The organism is Cronobacter universalis NCTC 9529 (assembly GCF_001277175.1).
Taxonomy (GTDB): Bacteria; Pseudomonadota; Gammaproteobacteria; order Enterobacterales; family Enterobacteriaceae; genus Cronobacter; species Cronobacter universalis.
Genome location: NZ_CP012257.1, coordinates 1,964,837 through 1,987,304 on the forward strand (window position 1 = coordinate 1,964,837; position 22,468 = coordinate 1,987,304).

The following is a 22,468-nucleotide window of genomic DNA, read 5'->3' on the forward strand; positions in this document are numbered from 1 at the left end:
CTTAGTGTGTGAGCGAGACGGTACAGGTGGTGCCGGACACCAGCGTGACGCCGTCGGGCAGGCTGTCGAGCGCGATGCGCACCGGCACGCGCTGCGCGAGCCGCACCCAGGGCACGTTCGGTTTGATATCCGCCACCAGGCTGCTGTCGCTCTCGACGCTCTGATCGTAAATGGCGCGCCCGATGCTTTCCACCTTGCCGCGCAGCGGCGTAGGGGTGCTGTAGAGCAGGATCTGCGCGCGGGCGCCTTCGCGGATGTGGCGCAGTTTGGTCTCTTCAAAATAGCCGACCACGTAGAACGAGCGGCTGTCCACCAGCGCGAACACCGGCTGGCCCTGGCTTGCGTAATTCCCCACGCGGCTGGACAGGTTTGTCACCCAGCCGTCGACGGGGGCGACCACGCGCGTCTGCTCCAGCTGCCAGCGCGCCTGCTCCAGCGACGCCTCGGCCATTTTCAGCGCCGCCTGCGCGGCTTTCACGCTGATGTTGGCGGTGTCGAGATCTTCGGCGGAAATATAGTTATGCGGCAGATGGCGGCGGCGGTTCGCTTCGTTATTCGCTTTGGCGAGATCGGTCTGCGCGCGGGCCATCTGGGCTTCGGCGTTCAGCACCGCGATGCGGTAGGGCGTATCGTCAATGGCGAACAGCAGTTCGCCTGCTTTGACTTTCTGGTTATCGCGCACCAGCAGGCGCGTAATCGCGCCGGAGACCTGCGGCGTAATATTCACCTGTTCGGCGCGCACTTTGCCGTCGCGCGTCCAGGGCGACTGCATGTAGTAATTCCAGACCAGCCAGCCGGCCAGCAGGGCGGCGGCCACCACGAAAAGCGTGGAGAAATATTTCAGGGTTTTCAGGCGCATGAGGTTACCACACAATCAGCATCAGCAGCCCGAGGCTGACTGACAGGACAAACAGGGAGAGATCCATCAGGGTCGGGTGCCAGATGTCGCCCGCGTACATCCAGTCACGCAGCAGGCGATGCGCTATCAGCCAGATAAAAAAACCGAGGATAACGGCCTTAAAAAGCGGCGGGAAATAGACCGACGCGCCAGCGATAAGATCCGAAAGCGCAAACCCTGAAGTAAAGACGCGCGAAATCACGAAAGATTAATCCTTGAAAATCGGAGAGATGGCAGCCGTTTCAGATACGCCGTTGTGGTCTAAAATTATAGACGTCGCGGTATTCATCGCCAGTGCGGCTATTTGTTTTAGCTACCTAAATACTGCACACTAGTCTAAAATCAGCATAATAACTTAGCAAGCTAATTATAAGGAGATGAAATTGGAATCGCCATTAGGCTCTGACCTGACAAGACTGGTGCGCATCTGGCGTGCTCTGATTGACCATCGCCTGAAGCCTCTGGAATTAACGCAGACCCACTGGGTGACACTTCATCATATCCACGCGCTGCCGCCCGATCAGTCGCAAATTCAACTGGCCAAGGCCATCGGTATTGAGCAACCGTCGCTGGTGCGCACGCTTGATCAGCTTGAAGAGAAGGGGCTGATTGCCCGCCACACCTGCGCCAGCGACCGACGCGCCAAGCGTATCAAGCTGACGGAAAAAGCGGCGCCGATCATTTCGCAACTGGAAGACGTTATTCTGAAAACCCGCGGCGAAATTCTCTCCGGCATTACGCAGGAAGAGCACGACCAGATGCTGCGCATCGTGGCGCGCCTTGAGAAAAATATCCTGGCGCTGTCGGCGAAAGAGTAAACGGTGAATTTGACGATCGTGTGAAGCACAACCTCACAATCAAAATCGCGCATAAAAAAACGGAGGAGCCTGATGCTCCTCCGTTCTTGTTTTTGACATCTGGTATCCCGTGCGCCTTAGCGCGGAGAGACGGTTACCTGGCTGCCGTTGCTCGCCAGCACCACGCGCTGACCAGCAGAGAAACGGGTGTTGCCCTGTTTCTGTACCACCATAATGGTGTTGCCGTCGTCCTTACGGATTTCCAGTTCAACGCCCTGCGTGGTGTTCACCGCGCCCTGTACGCCCTGGCCTGCCACGCCGCCTGCGATAGCGCCCGCCGCCGTGGCGATTGAGCGACCGGAGCCGCCGCCGACGGTATTACCCAGCAGACCGCCCAGCACCGCGCCGCCGAGTGCGCCGATAACGTTGGTATCATCTCCGCCCTGGATTTTCACCGGACGAACGTTCACGACGGTGCCGTAAGTAACGTTCTGTACCTGTTTGGCTTCAGAGGCGGTGTAAACGTCACCGGAAAGGCTATCGTTGTTGACGCAGCCCGCCAGCGTTATACCTGCCAGTGCAACAACCAGTACACGTGAAATCATGTAAATCTCCTGTTCACCAACAAATGCTCACCTGAGCATCCATCATATTCAAATTATATGGCATAAGACCGCGATATTTCACATTCTTCACAGAGCCGATGGTAAAAATCGTAAAATAGTCTGCCTGAACGATAAATCAACGGCGGGTAAAAGCGGGCTTTTTGCGCCGCGCGGGATTATTCCGTTGCTCAATCAGGGTGAATGTTTATGATTGAGGATCGCGAGCTTGTCGTCTCGCACGTTTTCACACAGGGCTTAAGGATTGCAGATGAAATCAGGTCGCTACATTGGAGTCATGTCCGGCACCAGCCTCGATGGCGTGGATGTGGTGCTGGCCGCCATTGATGAACATATGGTGGCGCAGCAGGCGAGCCTGAGCTGGCCGATGCCGCAGGCTATTAAAAAAGCGATTCTCGATATCTGCCAGGGACAACCGCTGACGCTCTCTCAGCTCGGCAGGCTTGATAATCAGCTCGGGTGCCTGTTTGCCGATGCGGTCAACGCGCTGATGCAGCAGGAGAAACTCAACCCGGAAGATGTGATGGCGATAGGCTGCCACGGCCAGACCATCTGGCACGAGCCGACCGGCAGCGCGCCGCACACGATGCAGATAGGCGACAATAACCAGATTGTGGCGCGCACCGGCGTCAGCGTCGTGGGCGATTTCCGCCGTCGCGATATGGCGCTCGGCGGGCAGGGCGCGCCGCTGGTGCCTGCGTTTCATCAGGCGCTGCTGGCGCATCCGACGGAGCGGCGTATGGTGCTGAACATCGGCGGCATCGCGAATCTTTCACTGCTCTTTCCGGGCCAGCCGGTAAAAGGCTTCGATACCGGCCCCGGCAACATGCTGATGGACGCCTGGATCTGGCGCCAGAAGGGCAAACCTTTTGATAAAGACGGCGAGTGGGCCGCCAGCGGCAAAGCGGTGCAGCCGTTGCTGCAACAGATGCTGAGCGATCCGTACTTCTCGACCCCGGCGCCCAAAAGCACCGGGCGCGAATATTTCAATTACGGCTGGATCGAGCGCCAGCTCTCGTCCTTCGCCGCGCTGCCAGCCCAGGATGTGCAGGCGACGCTGCTGGAGCTGACCGCCAGCACCATTGCGCGCGATGTGCTGCTGAGCGGCGGCGCGGAGCGGCTGATGATTTGCGGCGGCGGCGGGCGCAACCCGCGGCTGATGGCGCGCCTCGCCGCGCTGCTGCCAGGCACTGAGGTTGCGTCCACCGATGAAATGGGCATTCGCGGCGACGACATGGAAGCGCTGGCCTTCGCCTGGCTTGCGTACCGCACGCTGAGCGGCAAACCGGGAAATCTGCCGTCGGTGACCGGCGCGCGCGAAGCAAGCGTGCTCGGCGCGGTCTTCCCGGCCAACCCCTTAAATAATCGGAGTTTGCCGACTTTTCCTGCTCCGCTAAGCCGATAGACTGAATGCGTTACGGGGGCGTCCGGCCCCCTTCAGAAATACGTTTTCAGGATATGCCATGAAGAAACTGCTTGTCGTTTTGCTCCCCACGCTGCTGGCTGGCTGTAGCTACTATGACGCTATGGTTGAGCGCATGAACACCGATACTCTCGAATATCGCTGCGATGAAAAACCGCTGACGGTCTCGCTCAACAAACAGCGCGAGCAAGTCAGTTTCGTGCTGGATGATAAAGTGCTGCACCTGAATCAGGGCCGCGCCGCCTCGGGTACGCGCTACACCGACGGCATCTATGCGTTCTGGTCGAAAGGCGAGGAGGCGACGGTCTACTATCGCGACAATATTGTGTTAAATCACTGTCAGTTACAAAATCCGAAGCGTTGAGATTTTAACGGGTGGGGCGCACAATAGCGCCACCCGATCCTGACTGGTTCAACGCTATGTCTGATATTGACCATCTGCAACAGATTGCGCACCTGCGCCGTGAATACACCAAAGGCGGGCTGCGCCGCCGCGACTTAACCGACCAGCCGCTGCCGCTGTTTGAACGCTGGCTCGCGCAGGCGTGCGAGGCGAAACTCGCCGATCCTACCGCAATGGTCGTCGCTACCGTCGATGAACAGGGCCAGCCGTACCAGCGTATCGTGCTGCTCAAGCATTTCGACGAGCGCGGCATGGTGTTTTACACCAACCTTGGCAGCCGCAAGGCGCACCATCTCGAAAACAACCCGCGCATCAGTCTGCTGTTTCCGTGGCATATGCTGGAGCGGCAGGTGATGATCACTGGCAAAGCCGAGCGTCTCTCGACGCTGGAAGTGGTGAAATATTTCCACAGCCGCCCGCGCGACAGCCAGATTGGCGCCTGGGTCTCAAAGCAGTCGAGCCGTATTTCCGCGCGCGGCGTGCTGGAAAGCAAATTCCTCGAACTGAAACAGAAATTCCAGCAGGGCGAAGTTCCCTTGCCGAGTTTCTGGGGCGGTTTTCGCGTCTCGTTTGACCAGGTCGAATTCTGGCAGGGCGGCGAGCACCGGCTGCATGACCGCTTTTTATACCAGCGTGACGCCGACGGCTGGAAAATCGACCGTCTCGCCCCGTAAGTGAGCGATTTTCTTATGCAAGCGCTGGCGCTCCCAGGGCTTGCGCTTTATTCTATGCCTCCCTGAATTTTATTCTTTCGCCAGTGGGCGAAAAGCCGTGTACCGGCAAAGGTGCAGTCGTAAATACATGGAGAAATCGATGGCAAGCAGCAATTTGATTAAACAATTGCAGGAGCGGGGCCTTGTGGCTCAGGTGACGGATGAAGAAGCGTTAGCGCAGCGACTGGCGCAGGGGCCGATCGCCCTTTATTGCGGCTTCGATCCCACCGCCGACAGCCTGCACTTGGGCCATCTGGTTCCCTTGTTGTGCCTGAAACGCTTTCAGATGGCGGGGCACAAACCGGTTGCACTGGTCGGCGGCGCCACCGGTCTGATTGGCGACCCGAGCTTTAAAGCGACCGAACGTAAACTCAATACCGAAGACACCGTCCAGGAGTGGGTGGATAAAATCCGCCGCCAGGTCGCGCCGTTCCTCGATTTCGATTGCGGCGAAAACTCCGCTATCGCGGCGAACAACTATGACTGGTTCGGCAGTATGAACGTGCTGACCTTTCTGCGCGATATCGGCAAGCACTTCTCGGTCAACCAGATGATCAACAAAGAAGCGGTGAAGCAGCGCCTGAACCGCGACGATGTGGGTATCTCCTTCACCGAATTCTCCTACAACCTGTTGCAGGGTTACGACTTCGCCTGCCTGAATAAACTGCACGGCGTGGCGCTGCAAATCGGCGGCTCCGACCAGTGGGGTAACATTACGTCGGGTATCGATCTGACCCGTCGTCTGCACCAGAACCAGGTGTTCGGTCTGACCGTACCGCTTATCACCAAATCTGACGGCACCAAATTCGGCAAAACCGAAGGCGGCGCGGTATGGCTGGATCCGAAGAAAACCAGCCCGTACAAGTTCTACCAGTTCTGGATCAACACCGCGGACGCGGATGTTTACCGCTTCCTGAAGTTCTTCACGTTCATGAGCCTTGATGAGATCAACGCCCTGGAAGAAGAAGACAAAAACAGCGGCAAAGCGCCGCGCGCCCAGTACGTACTGGCGGAGCAGGTAACGCGCCTGGTGCATGGCGAAGAGGGCCTTGCCGCCGCGAAGCGCATCACTGAAAGCCTGTTTAACGGCAACCTCAACGCGCTGAGCGAAGCGGATTTCGAGCAGCTCGCGCAGGACGGCGTGCCGATGATCGAGATGGAAAAAGGCGCGGATCTGATGCAGGCGCTGGTCGATTCCGAACTGCAGCCGTCCCGCGGCCAGGCGCGCAAAACCATCGCGTCCAACGCTATCACCATCAACGGCGAGAAGCAGGCCGATCCGGAATACACCTTCAGCGACAGCGATCGCCTGTTTGGCCGCTATACGCTGCTGCGTCGGGGCAAGAAAAACTACTGCCTCGTCTGCTGGAAGTAACACTCAGCCAGTCAAGGGCGTGGGAAACCACGCCCTTTATTTTTAACCCGACCTCTCGTTTCACCCGGAAAATCATGAAGAATATTCTCGCCATCCAGTCTCATGTGGTGTTTGGTCACGCCGGCAACAGCGCGGCTGAATTCCCGATGCGCCGCCTCGGCGCCAATGTCTGGCCGCTTAATACGGTGCAGTTTTCCAACCACACGCAGTATGGCCAGTGGACCGGCGCCGTGATGCCGCCGTCGCATCTGACCGAGATCGTGCAGGGCATTGCGGCTATCGGCCAGCTGTCGCGCTGTGACGCCGTGCTGAGCGGCTATCTGGGCTCGGCGGAGCAGGGCGAGCATATTCTGGAGATTGTCCGTCAGGTGAAAGCGGCCAATCCGCAGGCGAAGTACTTTTGCGACCCGGTGATGGGCCACCCGGAAAAGGGCTGTATCGTGGCGCCGGGCGTGGCGGAGTTTCACGCGCGTTTCGCGCTGCCGGCGAGCGACATCATCGCGCCGAACCTGCTCGAGCTGGAGATACTGAGCGGCCATGCGGTGGCGAGCGTCGACGAGGCTGTCGCGACCGCACGCGAGCTTATCGCCCGCGGCCCGCAGATTGTGCTGGTGAAACATCTGGCGCGCGCAGGCTATCATCAGGACCGTTTTGAAATGCTGCTGGTGACATCCGACGAGGCCTGGCACATCAGCCGTCCGCTGGTGGATTTCGGCGCGCGTCAGCCGGTCGGCGTGGGCGACGTGACGAGCGGTCTGCTGCTGGTGAAACTGTTACAGGGCGCGACGCTTCGCGAGGCGCTGGAGCATGTGACGGCGGCGGTCTACGACATCATGGTGACCACCAAACGCATGGAAGAGTATGAATTGCAGGTCGTAGCGGCGCAGGACGGCATCGCGCGGCCGGAACACTACTTTACGGCGGTAAAACTGTAAAAAAACGCCGCGCCTGCATCAGGCGCGGCGCTTCACTTCTCTGTTACGCGCTCAGGCCTTCCGCCTTCAGCGCCGCCGCGACGGCAGGACGCGCTTTCACGCGAGCCTGGTAGTCGGCGATATTGTCAAACGCCTGCATCTCAAGTCCGACCGCTTTCGCCCAGTTCAGCACGGTAAACAGGTAAGCATCCGCCACGCTGAAGCGCAGCCCCATCAGCCACTGTTTCTGCGCCAGCGCCTCATTCACATACGCGAATTTCTTCTGCAACTGCGCGCGCGCGATGGTCTTATACTCATCCGGCGTATCCGGGCGGAACAGCGGCGTAAAACCTTTATGCAGCTCGGTGGCGATATAGTTCAGCCACTCCAGCGTGTGGTAACGGGTCATGCTGCCGACAGGGGCGAGCAACTGACGGTCCGGCACAAGATCTGCGATGTACTGCACAATAGCGACGCCCTCTGTCAGCAGCGTATTATCATCCAGCAGCAGCGCCGGCACCTGACCCTTCGGGTTAATGGTCAGGTAGTCTTCGCCGTTCTCCGTGCGCTTTGCGGCCAGATCTACCGCCACCAGCGTAAAATCGATATCGGCTTCGCGCAGAATGATGTGCGGCGAAAGCGAACACGCGCCGGCTTTGTAAAACAGTTTCATGGCAATGCTCCCTTCTCATGAATGAACCAAATTATGGTAGAGCGCGAACAGGTAAAAAAAAAGCCGCCAGCATAAAAACTGACGGCCTCAATAACGTTTCCCGAACGGTTACGCGTGCGCGGTATCCGTTTCTTTCGCTTTGTCATCCTGCGTCATGCGGTTCAGCAGCGGCGCAGTCAGCAGCATCAGCACGGCGATAACGCCGGTGGCGATCCCAATCTGCATGAAGACGCGGCCGTAGACTTCCAGCGACTGCAGCGGGTCGGTCACGTTTTCCGGCACCGCCATCAGGTTCGCGACTTTACCGGCGATCATTGCCGCGCCCGCGGTGGTCAGGAACCAGCTGCCCATGATGAAGCCCATAAGGCGCTGGGGCACCAGCTGTGCGACCATCGCAAGGCCGAGACCGGAGATCATCAGCTCGCCGATACTCTGCAGCGCGTAGCTCAGGATCAGCCAGTTCACGGAGACGATACCGGCTTCGGAGGCGAATTTCGCGCCCAGCGGCAGCACCAGGAACGCGCCAGAGCACAGCAGCATACCGATAGTGAATTTAAACGGCATCGGCAGGCGGTCGCCCATTTTGTTATAGATAGCGGCCAGAATCGGGCTGCCAATCATGATCCAGAACGGGTTCAGCGCCTGGAACTGCTCCGGCTGGAACGCGATACCCAGAATCGAGTGCTCTACGTTACGGATAGCGAAGAAGTTCAGGGACGTCGGCATCTGCTGATAGAGCACGAAGAACACAATCGCTTCAAGCATCAGGATAAACGCCACGATCATTTTGCGGCGCGCGGCGCCCTGCATCGCGAACGCTTCTTTCGCGAAAATAATCACGATACCGAGAGCGACCACGCCCAGCACCATACGGGCGATGCCCTGGTTATGCAGCAGCCAGGTGGCGATAGCGACCAGCACCACGATACCGACGATAGTCGCCAGCAGTTTGCCGATGTGCAGCGGGGCGAAGTCGGGTTTGGAGCCGTAATCTTTCACCCACTTCTTGCAGAAGATGAAGTTCACGAGGGTGATCAGCATCCCGACGAAGCTCAGTGAGAACGCCACGCTCCAGCCGAATCTGTCAGCCAGCCACGGGGTCGCCAGCATGGAGAAGAAGGAACCGATGTTAATCGCCATGTAATACATGGTGAACGCGCCGTCGAGACGCGGGTCATCTTTCTCGTAGCAGGTCGAGAGCAGGGCCGACGGGTTGGCTTTGAACAGACCGTTACCTACCGCGATGGTCGCCATACCGAAGTAGACGATCGCCGCGTCGTGACCAGACCACGCCACCAGCGCATAGCCGATAGCCAGCACAATCGTGCCGAGCATAATCACGCGTTTGGTGCCAAGCACTTTATCGCCCAGCCAGCCGCCGATAGCCACCAGGCCATACACCAGCGCGCTGAAGGAGGAGAACAACGTAATGGAATCCGCTTCCGACATACCCAGCTGTTTGACCAGGTAAACAGCCATAATCCCTTGCAGGCCGTAGTAACCGAAACGCTCCCATAACTCTATCGAGAAGATCAGATAAAACGATTTCGGTTGTTTGAAAGCGTTCATGCTCACGCTTTCTGCTGGTTTTTTGTTTGCAGTCGACACATATACCTCTTTTTTTACAGCCCGCATTAACCGCGGGGGTGGTATGCGCGTGTTGCCTGGCGGCGTGCGCTTTTATTGTTATATGAAGTGAGAAACGGCGGGTAATGTTCACTATCCTGACCGCGGGCACAAGGCTTTTGTAATAATCTGTTACATATAAGCCGGGCGGGATAATCCGCCATTCGTTTCGCTAACCATCAGCGTTAAATTTCATGATAATCGCTATTGTAGATTTTTTAACTGCTGAAGCGGGCGCTGAAGCGGGATTTGGTTATATGTTCTGCTGATTAACCTGCCAGGCAGTCAGATAGACCTGAATATCGGAGAATGCCCGATATTTATATTATTGGTGACAGTGATAACCGAGGCGCCGCAAGGCTTTGTGCCCAATAATGCAACGGAAATTTAACAGAATGTTGCAAGTGTGATAATTCTCACAAATCTATAGAAAATTCCTGTCGAAAAAAAACGATTAACCTGACCAACTGATTTAAAGCGGGATAATGGACGCTGAAACGGAGCGACAGGAAGGCGAGTGAGAGGAAGATCGCGCAACGGATGTGACAGAGGTGACAACCGTTGCGCTGCGGGTTATTCGTACACTTTTTCCGCGTATTCGCAGAGATCTTCAATGATGCAGGAGCCGCAGCGCGGCTTACGGGCGATGCAGGTGTAGCGCCCGTGAAGGATAAGCCAGTGGTGACAATCGACTTTAAACTCCGCCGGCACCACTTTTAACAGCTTTTCTTCGACGGCTTCGACATTCTTGCCGGGCGCGAATTTTGTGCGGTTGCTGACGCGAAAAATATGCGTATCAACGGCGATAGTCGGCCAGCCGAAGGCTGTGTTTAGCACCACATTGGCGGTTTTGCGCCCGACGCCCGGCAGCGCCTCCAGCGCCGCGCGATCTTCCGGCACCTCGCCGCCGTGCTGTTCAAGCAGAATGCGGCACGTTTTTATCACGTTCTCCGCTTTGCTGTTAAACAGCCCGATGGTTTTGATGTACTCCTTCACGCCCTCCACGCCGAGCGCCAGCATTGCTTCAGGCGTGTTGGCGACAGGGTAGAGCTTCGCCGTGGCTTTGTTCACGCTCACATCCGTGGCCTGCGCCGAAAGCAGCACGGCTATCAGCAGCTCAAACGGGCTGGTGAAATGCAGCTCTGTCGTCGGGTGCGGGTTGTTCGCCCGGAGCCGGGTAAGGATTTCGATGCGTTTAGCCTGGTTCATGACGCTTTTTCCGCCGTGGCCTCCACCACGACCGGTTTCGCGGCGCGGCGTTTCATACGCTCGTCAATGAGGTATTTCACCGCCAGCATCATACCGAGGCCGATAAAAGCGCCCGGCGGCAGCATCGCCAGCAGGAATGGCGTATCGGTGTGGAACACTTCGATGCGCAGGACGCGCGCCCAGCTGCCGAGCAGGCCGTCAGCGCCGTCAAACAGCGTGCCGTTGCCGAGGATCTCGCGCAGCGAGCCGAGTACGAACATCGCGCCGGTCGCGCCCAGCCCGATGGCAAAACCGTCAAGCGCCGAAAGCAGCGGACCGTTTTTGGCGGCGAACGCTTCCGCGCGACCGACCACAATACAGTTCGTGACGATAAGCGGGATAAAAATCCCGAGCGACTGGTACAGCCCGAACGCATAGGCGTTGATCAGCATCTGCACGATACTCACCACCGCCGCGATAATCATCACGTAAATAGGAATGCGGATCTCGCCCGGCATCCAGCGGCGGAAGGCTGAGATCGAAGCGTTAGTCAGCGTCAGCACCAGCGTGGTCGCAAGGCCAAGGCCGAGCGCGTTGGTGGCGGTGGAGGTCACGGCCAGCAGCGGACACATACCGAGCAGCTGTACCAGCGCCGAGTTATTTTTCCATAACCCGTTGACCAGAATCGATTTCACGTCATTCATGGATTTTCTCCACAGGAAGGCAGGGTGGAAAGCTGCGGCTCCAGCGTCTGCGCGTACAGCCCCGCGCGTTTGACCGCGTTGACGACCGCACGCGGCGTAATCGTCGCGCCAGTAAACTGATCGAACTGGCCGCCATCTTTTTTCACCGCCCAGCGGGTATCATTCGGCCCCTGAATCACCTGACCGGCAAAACCGGTGATCCAGTTGCTGATGCGGGTTTCGATTTTATCGCCAAGCCCTGGCGTTTCATGATGCTCCGTCACGCGGGTGCCGAGCACGGTGCCTTTGAAATCCGCGCCAACCAGCAACTGTATCGCGCCGGAATAGCCGTCAGGCGCGGTCGCCTGCATGACGACCGCCACCGGCGTATCGCCTTTACGCGCCACCCACAGCTGTTTTTCGCCGCGCCCCAGCGCGGGCGCACTGACAAGATAGCAGCTTTGCTGAATATCATTGTCATACATCTCTGGCGGCAGCACCTGATCGAACAACTGTTTCTGCTGTAGTGCCGCCTGGCCTTCAATCGTGGTTTTCGTCAGCGCGTTGACCATCGCGGTCAGCCCGGTGGTCAGGGCCGCGAAAACGGCGAGCGTCACGCCATGTTTCTGAATCGTCTTAAGCATGGGCTCTCCTTACCGGTGACCGTAAACCCGCGGGCGGGTGTAGTAATCGATGAGCGGCACGGTGATATTCGCCAGCAGCACGGCAAACGCCACGCCGTCCGGGTAGCCGCCGAAGCTGCGAATCAACCACACCAGCAGGCCCGCCAGCGCGCCGAACACCAGGCGGCCTTTATTGGTGGTCGAGGCCGTGACCGGATCGGTAAGAATAAAGAACGCGCCAAGCATTGTCGCGCCCGAGAGCAGATGCATCAGCGGCGACAGAAATTTCTCCGGCGCGATAAGCCAGCCGAGCGTTGAGCATACTGCGAGCGTGACGATAAAGCTCACAGGAATATGCCAGCGGATCGTACCGCGCGCGAGCAGGAACAGACCGCCCGCCAGATAAGCCAGATTCACCCACTGCCAGCCGAGGCCCGCCAGCGCGCCGCCGTAAATCGGCTGCGCCAGCAGTTCGCCTGCCGGATGGCCGGCGTGCAGGCCGGTTTTAAAGGTATCGAGCGGCGTGGCCTGGCTTACGCCGTCAATGCCGAGACGCAGTTGCGTCATGGTGTCGCCGCTGGCGGTCGCGCCGTGGAAAATCACCTGTAGCGCGTCGAGAAAACCCGGCGCCGCGGCGGCGATCTGCTGCGGCGGCAGCCAGTTGGTCATCTGTACCGGGAATGAGATAAGCAATACTACGTAGCCAATCATCGCCGGGTTGAAGGGGTTGTGGCCAAGCCCGCCGTAAAGCTGTTTGGCGATAATCACCGCGAATACGGTGCCGAGCACGACCATCCACCACGGGGCCAGCGGGGGAATGCTCACTCCCAGCAGCAGACCGGTCAGGAGGGCGGAGTTATCGCCAAGGTGGCTTTTCAGCGGCAGTTTGCGCATGCGTACCACCAGCGCTTCGCTGGCAAGCGCGCTGACGATGGCTAACAGAATCTGTACCAGGCTGCCGTAGCCGAAAAAGTACCACTGCACGGCGATGCCCGGCACGGTGGCCAGCGTCACCAGCATCATGATACGCGACGTCTGGCGCTGGTTATGGGTATAAGGGGAACTCGCGATTCTGAAAACCATTTAATCCTCGTTAACAACCTTTTCGGCAGCCTTGCGCGCCTGCACGCGGGCAATCGCGGCGGCAACCGCGGCCTTGCGCGGATCGTCCGCTTCATCTTCTTCTTCGTTCGCCGCCTGCGCGCGCTCATTCGCCTGCGCCGCTTTGCGGGCTTTGGCGCGGGCAATGGCGGCTTCCACGGCGGCTTTGCGCGGGTCGACCGGTTCGGCAGGCGTTTCTTCCGCCGGGGCGCTTTCAGCAGCCTGCGCCGCTTTACGCGCTTTGGCGCGGGCGATGGCGGCTTCAACGGCGGCTTTACGCGGGTCGACCGGTTCGGCAGGCGTTTCTTCCGCCGGGGCGCTTTCAGCAGCCTGCGCCGCTTTGCGGGCTTTAGCACGGGCAATAGCGGCTTCTACGGCGGCTTTGCGCGGGTCGACCGGTTCGGCAGGCTTTTCGTCTGCGGTCGCGTTTTCCCCGGCCTGCGCCGCTTTGCGGGCTTTAGCGCGGGCAATAGCGGCTTCGACGGCGGCCTTGCGCGGGTCGGCCGGCCCGGCGGGTTTTTCGTCTGCGGTCGCGTTTTCCCCGGCCTGGGCCGCTTTGCGCGCTTTCGCGCGCTCAATAGCGGCTTCCACCGCGGCCTTGCGCGGGTCGACCGAGTCTGCCGACGCGTCAATGTCAGGTTCGGTCGCTTCGTGCGCAGGCACGGAACTGTTCGCCGCCATCTCTTGCTGCACTTTCTCCGCCTGACGCGCGCGCGCCTCCGCCTTGCGGGCTTCGCGGGCAGCGATCACCGCGCTGTTATCCGGTTTCTCGCCCGCGGCCACGACAACAGGCTGGTCATCGGCTTTCTTGCCGCGCACGCGGGCCAGCGCCGCCTGGATAGCGTCCTGATCCTGGCCGGAAGGCTGTACCGCCGATTTTTTATGACGCTCAAGGCGCGCGGCTTTTTCACGTTCGAGACGGGCCTGGCGCGCTTCAAAGCGCGCTTTGGCTTCGGCGGCGCGTTTTTCTTCTTCGGCGATGGCGCGAATTTCCGCTTTTTCCTGACGGAAATATTGCACCAGCGGAATATTGCTCGGGCAGACCCAGGCGCACGCGCCGCATTCGATGCAGTCAGCCAGATTGTGCGCGGTGGCTTTATCGTGCTGCTGGCCGACGCTGAACCAGTAAAGCTGCTGCGGCAGCAGATCGGCCGGGCAGGCGTCAGCGCAGGCGCTGCAACGGATGCAGTGCTGCTCTTCCTGCGGCGCGCCCATCTCGGTGGCGGAAGGCGCCAGCAGGCAGTTAGTGATTTTCACGACCGGCACGTCAAGGCCAGGCAGAGTGAATCCCATCAGCGGGCCGCCCATGATCACCAGCTGTTCGCTGGTCGGGATAAAGCCGGCGTGTTCGAGCAAGTGGCGCACCGGCGTGCCGATACGCGCCCAGACGTTACCCGGACGGCCCACGGCTTCGCCCGTCAGCGTTACCACGCGCTCGGTCAGCGGCTCGCCGTCGATAATGGCGCGCTTGACGGCGAACGCGGTGCCGACGTTCTGCATCAGCACGCCGATGTCAGAGGAGCGACCGCCGTGCGGCACCTGTTTGCCTGTGAGGATCTGGGTGAGCTGTTTCGCGCCGCCCGACGGGTATTTGGTCGGGATCACGCGCAGACGAATTTTATGTTCGCCGTGCAGTACGGCGCGCATCATCGAGATAGCCTGCGGCTTGTTATCTTCGATGCCGATCAGCACTTCGCGCGGCTGAAGAATATGCGCAAGGATGCGCACGCCGTCGATAATCTGCGCGGCACAATCCTGCATCAGGCGGTCATCGGCGGTGATATAGGGCTCGCACTCCGCGGCGTTGATAATCAGCGTTTCGATTTTATCGCCGCCGCCCTGCAGCTTGGTGCCGGTCGGGAACCCGGCGCCGCCGAGGCCCGCGACGCCAAACTGATGAATACGTTCAATCAGCGCCTCGCGGCTGCGGCACGAATAGTCGCTCCAGCCGTCGCGTGCTATCCACCTGTCTTCGCCGTCGGCGTCGATGATTACGGAAAGTTCCGGCAGGGCGGAGGGATGCGCCGTCGGGTGCGGCATAATCGCCGTTACGGTGCCGGAAGTCGGCGCGTGTACCGGCAGCATCCGGCCGCTCCCTACGGTGAGCTGCTGGCCGCGCAGGACTTTATCGCCTGGCGCCACGCAGATCTCGCCTTCACTGCCGATATGCTGTTTAAGCGGAATGATAAAACGGCCCGGCAGCGGCAACTGACGCAGCGGGGTGCCGTTAGACTGGGTTTTCATCTCCGGCGGATGAATGCCGCCGTTGAAATCCCAGACTTTCTCTTTTCTGAACGCAGAAAATAACTTAAGCATGTTGTTCCACAGGAATGTTACGCACCGGAATGGTGTTGAGATCCCACTTCCAGTTATCCGTTGTGGTGGCGGCCGGACGCAGTTCAATACACTGCGTCGGGCAGGGATCTACACAGAGATTACAGCCAGTGCAGAGGTCGCTCATCACGGTGTGCATGGCGCGCGTGGCGCCGACGATAGCATCCACCGGACAGGCCTGAATACATTTTGTGCAGCCGATGCAGTTCGGCTCGTCGATGACGGCCAGCATACGTACCGGCTCGGCCATCGCGGCGTCGCCGTCCAGCGGCTGCGGTTCGACGTTAAGGAGCGTGGCGATTTTCTGCATCACCGGCTCGCCGCCAGGCACGCAGCGGTTGATCTGCTCGCCGTTATTGGCGACCGCTTCAGCATACGGGCGACAGCCCGGATACCCGCACTGGCCGCACTGGCTCTGGGGCAGCAGTTCGTCAACCTGATCGACCACGGGATCTTCTTCGGCGGCGAAGCGGCGCGAGGCGTAGCCCAGCAGCATGCCGAACAGCAGGGCCAGCAGCGTCAGCGCGATAACCGCGATAACAATCATTTCCATCAGAACTTCACCAGCCCGCTAAAGCCCATAAAGGCCAGAGACATCAGGCCCGCTGTGACCAGCGCGATGGCGTTGCCGCGAAACGGCAGCGGGACGTCGGCGACGACCAGACGCTCGCGAATGGCGGCGAACAGCACCATGACCAGCGAGAAGCCGACCGCGGCGGAAAAGCCGTAGAGCGCCGACTGCAAAAAAGTATGGTTAAGATTGATGCTCAGCAGCGCCACGCCCAGTACGGCGCAGTTGGTAGTAATCAGCGGCAGATAAATGCCCAGCAGGCGATAGAGCGCAGGGCTGGTTTTGCGCACCACCATTTCGGTAAACTGCACCACCACCGCGATAACCAGAATAAAGGCCATCGTGCGCAGGTAGACCAGCTCAAGCGGCACCAGAATCAGATGATCGATGATCCATGAGAAAATGGTCGCCAGCGTCATCACGAACGTGGTGGCCATCCCCATGCCGATCGCGGATTCCAGTTTTTTGGAAACGCCCATAAACGGACACAGGCCGAGAAACTTCACGAGAACGAAGTTATTGACCAGCACCGTTCCAACAAATAACAGCAAATAATCAGACATTATTCGACCTGAAACGAAAAAAGCCGCTCATTATCGGACATCCGACAGAGGGCGACAACGGAGAATCTGTAAGGTTATTTTGCCCTGACAAACGTCTGCTTCACGCGCGCCGAGCGCTTAAAATAGGGCACCAGCAGCGCGGCCGCCAGTAACGGAAACAGCAGCTGACGCACCGCCAGCGCGTCGCTCACCGGCGAGAACGCGAAAGATTTAATCGCCAGCAGGACGGTCAGCAGCAGCCAGATAATATAGTGGCGCGGCACGCCCTGACGGCGTTTGAAAAAGGCGACGGTCAGCCAGAGCGTATAGCCCCACATCGCCATGGCGCACAGCATCGAGCCATACCAGAAAAGCACTTGCGTTGTGCCTTGTGCGCTGAGCGCCTGATGGACTTGCGGGGAAGCAAGTCCCATCACATAGAGCGCGACGGCAAGCGTGGTGCTAAGTAAAGACATCAATAACCAGGCGAGAGGGGCGAGCAACCAGCCTCCGATACGCATCGGGGACGCGTCGGTCATATAACCTCCCGGGATATAAATTCAACAAATGGCTAAAGATTAATTACAGCGCAAAGATTATAAAGATTTTCTGTCTGATTGCTACCTTTACGGCTTACTGTACGTAACGCCAGACGGTTTTCGGCACCTGGCCGAGATCGTACAGCCGACCGCCTGACACCAGCTCCGCGCGGCGGTGATCCGCGGCACGATACATATTGATAATTTCCTGATTATCCGTAAGGGTGTAATTAAGGTGATCGAACAATTTTTCCAGACTTTCAAGCGTGCTGATTTTACGAAACTTTAATAAATAGTCCTGAACGGTCATGTTAATCGTTATCCGCGCAATAGAATAATAATGAGATGTCGCCGGGAAAGGCGGGCCGGGTAAAGAATAAACGCAAAAACGGGGTTATGCAGGTTTAATAAAAGCCTGAATAACATTTAAGAGTTTTCCTTGAGAATTAACGCAGGCCCGGCATCCGGGAGAGAAAGAGTAACGCGCTTCGCCAGCGCTGGCAATATCCCGTTCGTGCCTGTTTCCCGCCTTTTTACGACAATATGTAAACCCGATTCCAGACGCCGCACGCCCCGCCGCGCGCGGCGCGGTTGACGGCAGACCTGCTATTTCCAGGTGTTTTTCAGCAGACGCCTTGCGCGTTCAGGTTTTATTCGCTCTTGTGGAGGCAACATTAATGGCGCGATAAACGCCACGCTATTTCTTTAAGTCGTGTTGCTTATTTCATCAAAACAATAAAGGGCGCACATCTCATCAGGTGAAGCCGCGTTCACATTTGAACGTACCCGAAGGGCGACATCTTCACTGACTTACCGGAATGATTCTGACGCCTGCCAAAAAAATGATGAAAATTCTGAAATAAGCCGTTTATTTTCGTTTGGTTATGAAAGCGTTGAGGCGACGTTGCGAATGGTGTCAAATACGGGTGTGAACTCAGCAGAGGAATGAACATGAAAGATAATGTCCGGGTGGGATTAATCGGTTACGGCTACGCCAGTAAAACCTTTCACGCGCCGCTTATCGCCGGCACGCCAGGGATGGAGCTTGCCGCCGTCTCCAGCAGCGACGCCGCGAAAGTTCACGCCGACTGGCCGGGAATGGCCGTGGTCTCCGATCCCAAACAGCTGTTTAACAATCCGCATCTCGATCTGATTGTCATTCCCACGCCGAATGATACCCACTTCCCGCTGGCGAAAGCGGCGCTGGAAGCCGGTAAACATGTGGTGGTGGATAAACCCTTTACGGTCACGTTGTCGCAGGCGCGCGAGCTGGAGACGCTGGCGAAAAGCTTAGGCCTGGTGCTGTCGGTGTTTCATAACCGCCGCTGGGACAGCGATTTCCTGACGCTGAAACAGATTATCGCCGAAGGGCAGATTGGCGAAGTCGCCTACTTCGAATCGCATTTTGACCGCTTTCGCCCCAAGGTGCGCGACCGCTGGCGCGAGCAGGCCGGGCCGGGCAGCGGCATCTGGTACGATCTGGCGCCGCATTTGCTGGATCAGGCGGTACAGCTCTTCGGCCTGCCGGTCAGTATTAACGTCGATCTGGCTGAGCTACGCCCGAGCGCGCAGGCGACCGACTATTTTCACGCGGTGCTGGCGTACCCGGAGCGTCGCGTCGTGCTGCACGGCACCATGCTGGCGGCGGCGGAATCCGCGCGCTATATCGTTCACGGCACCCGCGGCAGCTATGTGAAGTTCGGGCTGGATCCCCAGGAGGAGAGCCTGAAATCGGGCGTGCGTCCGCCGCAGGAAAACTGGGGCTACGACATGCGCGACGGCGTGCTGACGGTGGCGCGCGGCGACATGCTCGATGAGCAGACGCTGCTGACGGTGCCGGGCAACTATCCGGCCTATTATGCCGCCGTGCGCAGCGCCATTCGCGGCGAAGGCGAAAACCCGGTGCCCGCAAGCCAGGCCATCGTCGTGATGGAGCTGATTGAAGCAGGGATTGAATCGGCGAAACGCCGCGCGGCATTCTGCCTGCGCAGTTAAAGTATGACGCTCCGGCGCGGGTCGTCGGGGCGTCGCTTTTCCCGCCTTATTAAACGGCGCGTCACTCAGACGCACCGTTTCAGCCGCATTACTCGCCAGGATCGGCTTTTTGTTGCAAAGTAGATCAACCTGCAACATGACAAGGAACTGACAATGAACTGGCTGAAACGCCTGAAAATTGACACTTTTTTACTGGTTATGATTGGCGTCGTGATTGTCGCGTCGCTGTTTCCCTGCGAAGGGCGAGTCAAAACGGTGTTTGAATACCTCACCACGGCCGCCATCGCGCTGCTGTTTTTTATGCATGGCGCGAAACTCTCCCGTGAGGCGATTCTGGCCGGAATGGGGCACTGGCGGCTGCATCTGATGGTGTTTCTCAGCACGTTCGTGCTCTTCCCGCTGATTGGTCTGGCGATGAAGTTTATTCCGCACAGCGTATTGCCGCCGTCGCTCTATATGGGCTTTCTCTATCTCTGCGCGCTGCCTGCGACGGTACAGTCAGCCATCGCGTTTACCTCCGTCGCCCGCGGCAACGTGGCGGCGGCGGTATGCAGCGCGTCGGCGTCCAGCATTCTCGGGATTTTTCTCTCGCCGGTGCTGGTGGGGGTCATGATGCAGGCCCAGCAGGGCGACACCAACACGCTCGACGCCATCGGGAAAATTGTGCTGCAACTGATGGTGCCGTTTGTGATTGGGCATCTCTCGCGCCCGCTGATTGGCCGCTGGGTCGACCGACATAAAAAGCTTATCAATATGACCGACCGCTCGTCGATTCTGCTGGTGGTGTATGTCGCCTTCAGCGAGGCGGTAGTAGAGGGCATCTGGCATCAGGTGACGGGTCTTTCGCTGCTGGCGGTGGTCGTTGTGTCGCTGGTGCTGCTGGCGATTGTGCTGGTGGTGAACGTCTGGATGTCGCGCCTGTTCGGCTTTAATAAAGAAGATGAGATAACCATCGTCTTCTGCGGCTCCAAAAAGAGCCTCGCGAACGGCGTGCCGATGGCGAACGTGCTGTTTCCGGCAAGCCAGGTGGGGATCATGGTGCTGCCGCTGATGATTTTCCATCAGATCCAGCTGATGGTCTGCGCGGTCATGGCCCAGCGCTATGCGAGACGCAATGAAGAGAAAACAGGCCAGAAGGCATCCGCCTCCTGACCCGGCGGCGCGGCTTACGCCGCGCTGACTTTAGCCACCAGCGCCTGTTTTTCCGCGTCCGTCAGGAACGCGATTTTCAGGCCGTTCTCCTGCGCGGTGCGGATCTGCGCCGCGCTCAGCCCCGCCGCGGGTGCCGCTACCTGGTATTCATGGCCGATATCCACGCCCTGTACGCCCGGATCGTCGGTGTTAATCGTGGCCAGGATATTGTGCTCCAGGAAGGTCTTCAGCGGGTGATGCGCCAGTGACGCCACCGTGCTGGTCTGGATATTCGAGGTCAGGCAGGATTCTATGCCAATCCCCTGTTCCGCCAGGAAATCCATCAGCGCCGGATCTTCCACCGCTTTTACGCCGTGACCGATGCGCTCGGCGCCCAGTTCGCGAATTGCCTGCCAGATGCTCTCCGGGCCTGCGGCTTCACCCGCGTGTACGGTGATATGCCAGCCCGCGTCACGCCCGCGGTTAAAGTGATTCAGGAACAGGCTGCCGGGGAAGCCCAGCTCGTCGCCCGCCAGATCGAGCGCGGTGATGTGGTCGCGATGCGCCAGCAGGCCGTCCAGTTCGGCCACGCACGCCTCTTCACCAAAAGTACGGCTCAGGATGCCGATAAGACGGGCGTCCACGCCGTAGTCGCGGCTGCCCTGGCGCACGCCGTCAATCACGGCGTCGACGACGCCCGCCACCGGCAGGTTGTGCGTCATCGCCATATAGCCCGGCGAGAAACGCAGCTCCACATAATGCAGGCCGTTGCGCGCGGCGTCTTCCATATTTTCATACGCCACGCGGCGGCAGGCTTCCAGCGAGCCGAGCACCTTCACGCCCCAGTCGAGTTTGGCGAGGAAGCTCACCAGATCCGGTTCGTTTTTAGTGATCTGGACGTGCGGGCGCAGCGTCTCCAGCGTGTCGGCGGGCAGGGCGAGATTAAACTGGCGGCCCAGGTCGAGAATGGTTTGCGTGCGGATGTTGCCGTCAAGATGGCGATGAAGGTCGGTAAGGGGAAGGCGGGTATCAATCATGATGGCACTCTTTTTTAGAATAAAGTGCATACCATTATAAAAATAATTGCCGCACAAATGCTACGTTGCGCAACAAAAGAGGGGCCGCAACGGCCCCTTTTGCGGTTAAAGTGAACGAATTGCGCAAATTAGCCGCTCCACGCCCTGCTCGAGTTTGCTGCGCGGGCAGCCGACATTCAGGCGAAGGAAGCCGCGTCCTTCCTCTCCGTAAGTGTATCCGGGCATAATCGCCGCCTTCTCGCGCTCAATCAGCGCCTTTTGTAGCGCCTCGTCATCAATGCCGAGAGGGCGTAAATCGATCCAGGCCAGATAGGTCGCCTCGGGCGGCTGCCAGTTAAGTTGCGCAAACGCGCCATTAAGCTGCTGTGCCACAAAACGCAGGTTCTCCCGCAGGTAATCACGCAGCGCATCAAGCCAGGGCGCGCCGTCGCGGTAAGCCGCGATATACGCGACCAGCGATAACACGGCGGGCGATGAGAGCCCGTCGCGGCCTTTCAGCGCCTGCAGATACGTCTCACGGTCTTCAGCCTGTGCGATAAGCCCCCAGGCCCCGGTCAGCGCCGGAATATTGAAGCTTTTCGACGCCGACGAGAACAGCGCCCAGCGCCCCTGGCCAACAGCGCTCCAGGGAATATGCGGGTGTTCGCTCCAGACCATATCCATATGAATTTCGTCGCTCACCACCCGCACGCCGTGACGCGCGCAGAGCGCCGCCATCGTCTCCAGCTCGTCGCGTCGCCACACCTTGCCGGTCGGATTATGCGGGCTGCACAGGAGCATGATTTTACATTGAGGTCGCGCCAGCAGGGCCTCAAGCGCCGTCATATCGCACTGCCAGCCGTGTGCGTTTTGAGTGAGTGGCGCACCGAGCACACGCCGCCCGTTGCCCACGATGGTTTTCCAGAACGCGTCATAAGCGGGCGTGTGGATCAGCACCTCATCACCCGGCGCTGACCACTGGCGGATGAGTTGTGACACCATGTAAATAACCGACGGCCCGTAAACCAGCGCCTCACGCGGAATGTCACAGCCAAAACGCGTGGCGTACCAGTGCGCAATCGCGCCGGTAAACTCCGGGTTCTGCCAGCGGCTGTAGCCCAGCACGCCGTGGGCCAGCCGCTGCGACACCGCCTCCAGCACGCAGGGCGCGGTCGGGAAATCCATATCAGAGATGGTAAAGGGCAGAAGATCGTCTGCGCCAAACCGGTCCGCCACGTAATCCCACTGAGTACACCAGGTGCCGCGGCGATCCACCGCCTGTGAAAAATCGAACATATCG

The 22,468-nt window shown here is 59.0% G+C and carries 24 protein-coding genes; 8 read left to right on the plus strand and 16 right to left on the minus strand.

Translation table 11 applies throughout. The features are described 5' to 3' along the window. Window position 1: 1 nt before the first annotated feature. Together AFK65_RS08975 and AFK65_RS08980 are read right to left on the minus strand one after the other, a co-directional pair. A complete protein-coding gene (locus AFK65_RS08975; protein ID WP_007697147.1) occupies window positions 2-859 on the minus strand; it encodes an efflux RND transporter periplasmic adaptor subunit in 858 nt (285 codons plus the stop codon). 4 nt (window positions 860-863) lie between these two features. Continuing rightward, on the minus strand, window positions 864-1,100 hold the full coding sequence (locus tag AFK65_RS08980) for a DUF1656 domain-containing protein (RefSeq protein WP_007697149.1): 237 nt from the start codon (window positions 1,098-1,100) through the stop codon (window positions 864-866). A 175-nt stretch (window positions 1,101-1,275) separates the two neighbouring features. On the opposite strand from AFK65_RS08980, the gene slyA reads away from it, so the two are divergent. Beyond that, window positions 1,276-1,716 carry a transcriptional regulator SlyA gene (slyA, locus tag AFK65_RS08985; RefSeq protein ID WP_032804568.1) on the plus strand — a complete coding sequence of 147 codons (441 nt, stop codon included), beginning with the start codon at window positions 1,276-1,278 and terminating at the stop codon, window positions 1,714-1,716. 116 nt (window positions 1,717-1,832) lie between these two features. Here slyA and slyB read toward each other — a convergent pair whose 3' ends face one another. Further along, window positions 1,833-2,300, minus strand: a complete 468-nt coding sequence (slyB, locus tag AFK65_RS08990) for an outer membrane lipoprotein SlyB (protein ID WP_007697152.1) — start codon at window positions 2,298-2,300, stop codon at window positions 1,833-1,835. A 268-nt stretch (window positions 2,301-2,568) separates the two neighbouring features. On the opposite strand from slyB, the gene anmK reads away from it, so the two are divergent. From anmK to pdxY, 5 genes are all read left to right on the plus strand, one after another. Next, entirely contained in the window at window positions 2,569-3,723 is a 1,155-nt protein-coding gene (gene anmK, locus AFK65_RS08995; RefSeq protein WP_038857294.1) for an anhydro-N-acetylmuramic acid kinase, read from the plus strand. Window positions 3,724-3,781: 58 nt separating this feature from the next. Beyond that, complete coding sequence (gene mliC, locus AFK65_RS09000; RefSeq protein WP_007697165.1) at window positions 3,782-4,105, plus strand: C-type lysozyme inhibitor; 324 nt, start codon at window positions 3,782-3,784, stop codon at window positions 4,103-4,105. A 56-nt stretch (window positions 4,106-4,161) separates the two neighbouring features. Continuing rightward, entirely contained in the window at window positions 4,162-4,818 is a 657-nt protein-coding gene (pdxH, locus tag AFK65_RS09005; protein WP_038857293.1) for a pyridoxamine 5'-phosphate oxidase, read from the plus strand. A gap of 139 nt (window positions 4,819-4,957) precedes the next feature. After that, window positions 4,958-6,232 carry a tyrosine--tRNA ligase gene (gene tyrS / locus AFK65_RS09010; RefSeq protein ID WP_032804569.1) on the plus strand — a complete coding sequence of 425 codons (1,275 nt, stop codon included), beginning with the start codon at window positions 4,958-4,960 and terminating at the stop codon, window positions 6,230-6,232. Window positions 6,233-6,306: 74 nt separating this feature from the next. Further along, window positions 6,307-7,167, plus strand: a complete 861-nt coding sequence (pdxY, locus tag AFK65_RS09015; RefSeq protein WP_007697187.1) for a pyridoxal kinase PdxY — start codon at window positions 6,307-6,309, stop codon at window positions 7,165-7,167. 43 nt (window positions 7,168-7,210) lie between these two features. On the opposite strand, the gene gstA is transcribed toward pdxY, so the two are convergent. From gstA to ydgT, 11 genes are all read right to left on the minus strand, one after another. Then, window positions 7,211-7,819: a glutathione transferase GstA gene (gene gstA, locus AFK65_RS09020; protein WP_038857292.1), complete on the minus strand. Its 609-nt coding sequence runs from the start codon at window positions 7,817-7,819 to the stop codon at window positions 7,211-7,213. Window positions 7,820-7,927: 108 nt separating this feature from the next. Next, complete coding sequence (dtpA, locus tag AFK65_RS09025; RefSeq protein WP_032805378.1) at window positions 7,928-9,427, minus strand: dipeptide/tripeptide permease DtpA; 1,500 nt, start codon at window positions 9,425-9,427, stop codon at window positions 7,928-7,930. 591 nt (window positions 9,428-10,018) lie between these two features. Continuing rightward, the gene (gene nth / locus AFK65_RS09030) at window positions 10,019-10,654 is read right to left on the minus strand and encodes an endonuclease III (protein ID WP_007697454.1); all 636 of its coding nucleotides are present in this window, start codon (window positions 10,652-10,654) and stop codon (window positions 10,019-10,021) included. Then, on the minus strand, window positions 10,651-11,337 hold the full coding sequence (locus AFK65_RS09035) for an electron transport complex subunit E (protein ID WP_007697456.1): 687 nt from the start codon (window positions 11,335-11,337) through the stop codon (window positions 10,651-10,653). Before AFK65_RS09035 ends, nth begins: the two co-directional genes overlap by 4 nt. After that, entirely contained in the window at window positions 11,334-11,960 is a 627-nt protein-coding gene (gene rsxG / locus AFK65_RS09040) for an electron transport complex subunit RsxG (protein WP_007697458.1), read from the minus strand. Before rsxG ends, AFK65_RS09035 begins: the two co-directional genes overlap by 4 nt. A 9-nt stretch (window positions 11,961-11,969) precedes the next feature. Beyond that, window positions 11,970-13,022: an electron transport complex subunit RsxD gene (gene rsxD / locus AFK65_RS09045; protein ID WP_038857291.1), complete on the minus strand. Its 1,053-nt coding sequence runs from the start codon at window positions 13,020-13,022 to the stop codon at window positions 11,970-11,972. Further along, a complete protein-coding gene (rsxC, locus tag AFK65_RS09050) occupies window positions 13,023-15,356 on the minus strand; it encodes an electron transport complex subunit RsxC (RefSeq protein ID WP_038857290.1) in 2,334 nt (777 codons plus the stop codon). Next, window positions 15,349-15,927: an electron transport complex subunit RsxB gene (rsxB, locus tag AFK65_RS09055; RefSeq protein WP_007697469.1), complete on the minus strand. Its 579-nt coding sequence runs from the start codon at window positions 15,925-15,927 to the stop codon at window positions 15,349-15,351. Before rsxB ends, rsxC begins: the two co-directional genes overlap by 8 nt. Beyond that, the gene (gene rsxA, locus AFK65_RS09060; RefSeq protein ID WP_007697473.1) at window positions 15,927-16,508 is read right to left on the minus strand and encodes an electron transport complex subunit RsxA; all 582 of its coding nucleotides are present in this window, start codon (window positions 16,506-16,508) and stop codon (window positions 15,927-15,929) included. The genes rsxB and rsxA overlap by 1 nt, the downstream gene beginning before the upstream one ends. A gap of 74 nt (window positions 16,509-16,582) precedes the next feature. Next, window positions 16,583-17,026 carry a DUF2569 domain-containing protein gene (locus tag AFK65_RS09065; RefSeq protein WP_032804578.1) on the minus strand — a complete coding sequence of 148 codons (444 nt, stop codon included), beginning with the start codon at window positions 17,024-17,026 and terminating at the stop codon, window positions 16,583-16,585. A gap of 94 nt (window positions 17,027-17,120) precedes the next feature. Continuing rightward, window positions 17,121-17,336 (minus strand): transcription modulator YdgT, encoded by a 216-nt coding sequence (gene ydgT / locus AFK65_RS09070; protein WP_007663080.1) that lies wholly within the window; start codon window positions 17,334-17,336, stop codon window positions 17,121-17,123. 641 nt (window positions 17,337-17,977) lie between these two features. Here ydgT and AFK65_RS09075 point away from each other — a divergent pair. Next, window positions 17,978-19,021 (plus strand): oxidoreductase, encoded by a 1,044-nt coding sequence (locus AFK65_RS09075; RefSeq protein WP_038857288.1) that lies wholly within the window; start codon window positions 17,978-17,980, stop codon window positions 19,019-19,021. A 153-nt stretch (window positions 19,022-19,174) separates the two neighbouring features. Further along, complete coding sequence (locus AFK65_RS09080) at window positions 19,175-20,173, plus strand: bile acid:sodium symporter family protein (RefSeq protein WP_007697480.1); 999 nt, start codon at window positions 19,175-19,177, stop codon at window positions 20,171-20,173. A 14-nt stretch (window positions 20,174-20,187) separates the two neighbouring features. Here AFK65_RS09080 and add read toward each other — a convergent pair whose 3' ends face one another. Both add and AFK65_RS09090 read right to left on the minus strand, forming a co-directional pair. Beyond that, window positions 20,188-21,189: an adenosine deaminase gene (gene add, locus AFK65_RS09085; RefSeq protein WP_038857287.1), complete on the minus strand. Its 1,002-nt coding sequence runs from the start codon at window positions 21,187-21,189 to the stop codon at window positions 20,188-20,190. Window positions 21,190-21,294: 105 nt separating this feature from the next. Further along, the gene (locus tag AFK65_RS09090; RefSeq protein ID WP_038857286.1) at window positions 21,295-22,464 is read right to left on the minus strand and encodes a MalY/PatB family protein; all 1,170 of its coding nucleotides are present in this window, start codon (window positions 22,462-22,464) and stop codon (window positions 21,295-21,297) included. Window positions 22,465-22,468 lie beyond the last annotated feature (4 nt).